Annotated in this window: 4 protein-coding genes and 1 pseudogene; 3 read left to right on the top strand and 2 right to left on the bottom strand. The window is 69.7% G+C overall.

Annotated elements, in window-relative coordinates:
* Together ACODTB_RS06215 and ACODTB_RS06210 are read right to left on the bottom strand one after the other, a co-directional pair.
* Positions 1-416, bottom strand: a pseudogene (locus ACODTB_RS06215) (electron transfer flavoprotein subunit alpha/FixB family protein); the annotation flags it as partial.
* A gap of 127 nt (positions 417-543) precedes the next feature.
* A complete protein-coding gene (locus ACODTB_RS06210; protein WP_488929169.1) occupies positions 544-1293 on the bottom strand; it encodes an electron transfer flavoprotein subunit beta/FixA family protein in 750 nt (249 codons plus the stop codon).
* Positions 1294-1630: 337 nt separating this feature from the next.
* Here ACODTB_RS06210 and ACODTB_RS06205 point away from each other — a divergent pair, with 337 nt between their 5' ends.
* Genes ACODTB_RS06205 through ACODTB_RS06195 form a run of 3 tightly spaced genes read left to right on the top strand, consistent with a single transcriptional unit; the run spans position 1631 to position 6424 of the window.
* Positions 1631-2341 (top strand): response regulator transcription factor, encoded by a 711-nt coding sequence (locus ACODTB_RS06205; protein ID WP_291115104.1) that lies wholly within the window; start codon positions 1631-1633, stop codon positions 2339-2341.
* Positions 2342-2370: 29 nt separating this feature from the next.
* A complete protein-coding gene (locus ACODTB_RS06200; protein ID WP_488929168.1) occupies positions 2371-4050 on the top strand; it encodes a FecR domain-containing protein in 1680 nt (559 codons plus the stop codon).
* Positions 4051-4057: 7 nt separating this feature from the next.
* The gene (locus ACODTB_RS06195) at positions 4058-6424 is read left to right on the top strand and encodes a CHASE2 domain-containing protein (protein WP_291115108.1); all 2367 of its coding nucleotides are present in this window, start codon (positions 4058-4060) and stop codon (positions 6422-6424) included.
* Positions 6425-6658 lie beyond the last annotated feature (234 nt).

Genomic DNA, 6658 nt, shown 5'->3' with positions numbered 1-6658 from the left:
GTGCTCTGCACGGTGGCGATCGCGTTGCCGGCGTAGATCGGGCGCTCGAAGGTGTCGGCGCTGATGACCTTGGTGATGTCGGAGACCTGGCCCACGTCCAGCGTGGCGGCCACGCGCGGCGCGACGTTCTTGCCGCTGGCGGTGGCGGGGAAGAGGATGTGGCTGTAGTTCGAGGCGATGGCCAGCACCTGGGCGGCCACGTTCTCGGCCAGGCCGTGTTCGAAGCCCGGGGCGTCGGCGTGGATCACCTTGGCCACGCCAGCGATCTGGCTGGCGGCCTGGGCGGCAGCGGCGGCGTTGTGGCCGGCCACGAGGACGTGCACATCACCCCCGCACTGGGCGGCGGCGGTCACCGTGTTGAGGGTCGCGCCCTTGATGGAGGCGTTGTCGTGTTCGGCAATAACGAGTGCGGTCATGACATGAATTCCTTAAAACCAGAGATGGATCGAATGAAGTGACTTTTTCAAGGAACCCGCGGAACTGGCTTTGCCAGGCCGCTGGGTTCGCCCCCCGGGGGGTGACGCCGAAGGCGGCGCGGGGGGGTCAAATCACCTTCGCTTCGTTCTTGAGTTTGTCCACCAGGGCGGCCACATCGGCCACCTTCACGCCCGCACCGCGCTTGGGCGGCTCGCTGACCGTGAGGGTCTTGATGCGCGGTTTCACGTCCACGCCCAGGTCTTCGGGCTTGACCGTCTCCAGCGGCTTCTTCTTGGCCTTCATGATGTTGGGCAGCGTGACGTAACGCGGCTCGTTCAGGCGCAGGTCGGTCGTGATGACGGCCGGCAGCGCGATCGACAGCGTCTCCAGGCCGCCGTCCACTTCGCGCGTCACGCTGGCTTTGCCATCGGCCACGTCGACCTTGGAGGCGAAGGTCGCCTGCGGCAGGCCGGCCAGCGCGGCCAGCATCTGGCCGGTCTGGTTGCAGTCGTCGTCGATCGCCTGCTTGCCCAGGATGATCAGTTGCGGTTGTTCCTTGTCCACCAGCGCCTTGAGCAGCTTGGCCACGGCCAGGGGCTGCAGTTCTTCGGTGCTCTCCACCAGGATGGCGCGGTCTGCGCCGATGGCCATGGCCGTGCGCAGGGTCTCCTGGCACTGCGCCACGCCGCAGGAGACAGCGATCACCTCGGTGACCACACCCTTCTCCTTCAGGCGCACGGCTTCTTCCACCGCGATCTCGTCAAACGGGTTCATGCTCATCTTGACGTTGGCGATGTCCACGCCAGTACCGTCGCTCTTGACGCGAACCTTGACGTTGTAATCCACCACGCGTTTGACGGGGACGATGACCTTCATGATTGGGCTGCTCCTGATGATTGGGAAAATGTCGTCACGAATTGACGTGCACGTCAACTCAAGGATTGTATGCGGATGGTCAGCCGCCTCATGGGCGCTGCCCTCGTGGGCGACGCACAAACCGAGAAAAGAACGGTCGTGCTTTTTTGCCATTGTAGGCGCTATTGCCCCTGGATGGAAGTCTCCCTGGTGAAACGGCACGCGCCTTCGGTCTCGGAAGGGCCGTTTGATTTCTTAATAGATTGTCAAAACGGCTGCAATGCCGCAGGTCCATCGATATATTCGTGCAAAACACATTCTGTTTCTTCTAATCCTTTGAACCACCTGCCCGAGCCACATGCGCATTGCCGCCATTGATGACGATCCCGCGCAGCTGGATCTGGTCAGGGTGGTCGTCGCATCCATGGGCCACGACTGCCACCTGTTCGAGAATGCCAACGCGCTGCTGCGCGTGCTGTCCAAGGAGACGTTCGACCTCTTCATCGTCGACTGGGAGCTGCCCGACATCCCCGGTCTGGACGTGATCCGCGCCATTCGCGACACAGCGATGGCACCGGTGCCCATCCTGATGATGACCAACCGCAGCGACGAGCGCGACATCATCGAAGGTCTGAACTGCGGCGCCGACGACTACATGGTCAAGTCCGCCCGCGTGGGGGAGTTGCGCGCGCGCCTGATGGCGCTGCTGCGACGGGGCGGCCACGCCCCGGCACCGAGGGAGGTGGTCTGGGGCCGCTACCGTTTCCTGGTGCAGGACCGCGTGGTGCGCGTCGATGGCACCGAACTCTCGACCCTGACCACCAAGGAGTTCGACCTCGCCTTCCTCATGTTCCGCAACATGGGCCGCTTGCTCTCGCGCGCCCACCTGATCGAGGCCGTCTGGGGCATCGACGCGGACATCTCCTCGCGCTCGCTGGACGTCTACATGTCCCACGTGCGCAGCAAACTGAGCCTGCGCGCCGAGTCGGGCTACAAGCTGGTGTCCGTCTACAGCCACGGGTACCGACTCGAAGACCTCGGCCCGGTGCCGGCCGCCCCGGCCCATTGAACATGCCCCGCACCGCCCCTCAACCTCCTTTGCGTTCGCCCTGGCGCCTGGTGGCACCCGCCGCCGCCCTGCTCTGCTGGAGCGGGCTGGCGCTCGCGCAGCAGGACCGCGTGCACACCGTGCAGCCGGGCGACAACCTGTACGACCTCGCGCAGCGTTACCTGGACGACCCGAGCCAGTGGCCGCAACTGCAGCGCCTCAACCAGGTGAGCCATCCGCGCCGCCTGCGACCGGGCAGCCAGCTGGTGATTCCCGCCGCGCTCGCGCGCCCCGAGCCGGCGGTGGCCGATGTGCTGCACGTCGCCGGCCAGGCCAGCGTGCGCCAGGGGGCGTCCCAGGCCCATGCCGCGCCGCTGGTGGTCGGCGAACAGGTGAGCGAAGGTGCGCAGATCGAGGTGGGTGACAACGGCTTCGTGACCCTGCGCCTGGCCGATGGCTCGGTGGTGCGCCTCTCGGCCGGCACACAGGTGCGCCTGCGCGAACTGCGGCATGCGCCCGCACCCGGCCCTGCGCAGTCCGGCCTCGACCTGGAGCGCGGCCGGGTCGATGCCACAGTCAAGCCCCTGGCCTCCCCCCGCAGCCGCTTCGAGGTGCGCACGCCGCGCGCCGTGGGCGGCGTGCGCGGCACCACCTTCGGCGTGGCGGTGGGCAGCGGCGGTGACCTGATCGGCGATGTGCGCGAAGGCGCCATCCAGGTGCGCTCGCGCGCCACCCCCACCGCTGCGGCAGGCACCCTGGTGCGCGCCGGCCAGGGCGCGCGCGTGGGCAGCACGACGGTGGTGGCGCCCCTGCTCGCGCCGCCTGACCTCTCCGGCGTGCCCGACGTGCTCGAGGACGCCTCGCTGATCGAACTGCCGCTCGCCCGCGAAGCCGGCGCCGCGGCCTGGCAGGTGCGCATCGCCAGCGACGACGCGGCCGAGCGCGTGGTGCGCAACGCCGTCTTCCCCTCGCCCGTGGCGCGCTTCCCGGCGCTGGACGATGGGGCCTACCTGCTCGCGGTCCGCGCCATGGATGGCCAGGGCATTCCGGGGACCGAGGCGGTGCGCCGCCTGGTCGTCAACGCGCACCCGACGGCCCCCTTGCTGCGCGAACCGCGCCAGGGCAGCCGGGTGGTGGGCCCCGCCATCGAACTGCTGTGCACCGAAGGCGCCACGGCCGTGGGCTACCGCTTCGAGGTGGCGCGCGACGCCAGCTTCACCGACCTCGTGGCGCAAACGCCCGACCTCGACCGCTGCCAGCACACCGTTCGCCCGCTCGCACCCGGCGCCTACGTCTGGCGCGTGGCGGCGGTCGCCCGCGACGCGCAGGGCGAGCGCGACCAAGGACCATTCAGCCGGCCGATGCCGTTCCAGGTCGTCGCCCTGCCGCCCACCCCGTCCACCCCCACCCTGGGCGGCGCGGGAACCGACACGCTCGCGGTGAGCTGGACCACCAGCCCCGGCGGCCCCTGGCGCCACCAGCTCCAGCTCGCGCACGACGAGGCCTTTGCCCGCCTGCTGGACGACCAGTCGCTCACCGAGGCGGCGTTCACCCGACCCATGCCACCGCCCGGCACGTACCACCTGCGGGTGCGCCAGATCGACGCCGACGGCCTGCCCGGCGCGTGGAGCGAGCCGCAGCGCCTGGACGTGCACGCGCGCGTCGTGACCTCGGACAACCGGCCGCTCCACAGCAGCGAAGGCCGGCCGGTGCTGCGCGGCCTTCGCTGACGTTCGCTTGGACACGCGGCCCACCGAATCCACCACCTCCCAGATGCAGGAGCCGCCGGCGCGCGCGCGCCGTCCGCGCACCCGCTGGCTCGAATGGGGCCTGCTGTCGGCCGCCCTGCTGGCCGGCGTCGTCGCCCTGGGTTGCTCGCGCAGCCTGGAGCACATCGACCTGGCCCTCACCGATCAGCTCTCGCGGCTGGGCCGGCAGGCCGTGTCGCCCGACATCGTGATCGTGGCCATCGACGACAAGAGCCTGAGCGAGATCGGCCGCTGGCCCTGGCGCCGCGCCTTCCATGCCGCGCTGCTCGACCGCCTCACCGCCGCGGGGCCGCGCGCCGTGGGGCTGGACCTCATTCTGGTGGAGCCCGGCCGCGACCACGCCGTGGACGATGCCCTGCTCGGCGAGGCCATCGCGCGCAATGGCAAGGTGGTGCTGCCCCTGTTGCTGATGGACCGGCACGGGACGGGTCAGCTGACCCGCACCGACCCGGCACCCAAGCTCGCCTCGGCGGCGGCCGCCATCGGCCACGTGCACCTGGAAATCGACAACGACGGCATCGTGCGCAGCACCTTCCTGCGCGAAGGTGACGGCGCCCAGTGGTGGGATCAGTTCGCCGTGGCCTTGTTGCACGTGGGTGGCTTCGCGCTGCCCGAGACCCTGCCCGGCGAGCGGGCGCCGCCGCCCACGAGCCCGGACGCCTGGCAACGCGACCACTGGATGCAGATCCCTTTCGCCGGACCGCCGGGCACTTTCCCGCGCGTGTCCTACGTTGACGTGCTCCGGGGCCAGGTGCCGCCCGAGCAGTTCGCGGGCAAGTACGTGCTCGTGGGTGCCGTGGCCGCCGGCATGGGCGACGCCTATGCCACGCCGCGCTCGGGCCAGTCCGAGTTGATGGACGGTGTGGAGATCGCGGCCAACGTGATGAACGCGCTGCTGCTCGACCAGCGGCTGGAACGCGCCAATGCCTGGCAGAACGCGCTGTTCAGCGTGGTGCCGGTGGGGCTCGCGCTGCTGGCGGTGCTGCTGCTCGCGCCCACCGCCTCGCTGCTGGCGAGCGCCGCGCTGCTGATCGCCACCGTCCTGGCCGCCGCGCTCGCGCCGTCCGTGGCCGGCCTGCAGTTCGCGCCCTCGGCCGCCCTGCTGGGTGTGCTGCTGGCCTATCCGCTGTGGGTGTGGCGCCGCCTGCGCGCGGCGATGGGTTATCTGCTGGAGGAGTTCCGGCGCATGGAGACCCGCCGCGACCTGCCCACCATGCTGCCGGCGGCCCGTTCGGGCGATCTGCTGGACCGCCACATCGACGCGCTGCAAAACGCCTCCGAACAGCTGCGCAACCTGCACCGCTTCGTCAGCGAGACGCTCAACAGCCTGCCCGACGCCACGTTGATCGCCGACGCCTCCGGCCACGTGCTCGCGGGCAACCAGGCCGCCTACCAGTACTTCAGCCGGCAGAAGGTGGCGCGGCTGCGGGGCTACCCCCTTGGCGAGCTGCTGCGCGGCGTGCACCGCGCCGGCACCCAGCAGCCGGTGTTCGACATGGAGCGCCTGCACCACGCCACCCAGCCCTGGGGAGCGGAGGCGCGCGACGCCGCCGGGCGCGATCTGCTGGTGCGCTTCGTGCCCTGCTTCAACACCGATGGCCAGACCACCAGCTGGATCACCAGCCTGGTCGACATCACGCCCATCCGCGAGGCCGAGCGCCAGCGCGACGTGGCCCTGCGCTTCATCTCGCACGACATGCGCTCGCCGCAGGCCTCCATCCTCGCACTGCTGGAGGTGCAGCGCATGAATCCCCAACTGCCCATGCAGCCCGAGACGCTGGGCCGCATCGAACGGCATGCGCGCCGCACCCTGGACCTGGCCGAGGAGTTCGTGCAACTGGCCCGGGCCGAATCCAGCACCTACCGCCTGGACACCGTGGACCTCGTGGACCTGCTCGACGAGGCCGTGGACGAGGTCTGGCCGCAGGCCCAGGCGCAGCGCGTGAACCTGCTGGTCGTGCGCCCCGATGCACCGGCCCTGTGCGAGGCCGACCGCGGCCTGCTCACCCGGGCCATCGCCAACCTGCTGGGCAATGCCGTGAAGTACGGCGGCGAAGGCACCGAGGTGCTGTGTGCCGTGCACGCGGCCACCGGGGGATGGCGGGTCTCCATCACCGACCAGGGCCCGGGCATGACGCCCGAGCAGCAGCAGCGGCTGTTCCAGCAGTTCGCCCGGCTGGATCCCGAGCACAGCGCCACCCGTGGCGTGGGCCTGGGGCTGGTGTTCGTGCGCACCGTGATCGAACGGCACGGCGCGCGCATCGAGGTCATCAGCCAGCCCGGCCATGGCACGACCTTCCATTTCACGCTCGCCGCCAGCACCCGCCTGCCCTAGGGTGCATTCCACGCTTTACACGGCCGCTCTGTTAAGCGACTGTTAAACCGTTTGTTTGCGAAACGGGTCGAGGCTACGCTGATGTCTCGTTCCCGATTTCCCTCTGACGACATGAGCACCCACACGATAGACCGAACAGACCGCACCGTTTCCCTGGAGACGGGCGCCGCCTCGGTTGTGCAACGCGGTGCCCGAGAAACCGTGTTTCCCCCCGAGGCTGCGCTGCACGTTCTG

Source organism: Hydrogenophaga sp. FG152 (assembly GCF_057809615.1).
Note: the sequence above shows the minus strand (reverse complement) of the source record. Positions and strands in the feature narration are given on the sequence as shown.

What these genes read in the sequence shown, in the direction of transcription:
- ACODTB_RS06205 (WP_291115104.1), top strand. Translation starts at nt 1,631, where the DNA reads ATGCGCATTGCCGCCATTGATGACGATCCCGCGCAGCTGGATCTGGTC.
- ACODTB_RS06210 (WP_488929169.1), bottom strand. Translation starts at nt 1,293, where the DNA reads ATGAAGGTCATCGTCCCCGTCAAACGCGTGGTGGATTACAACGTCAAG.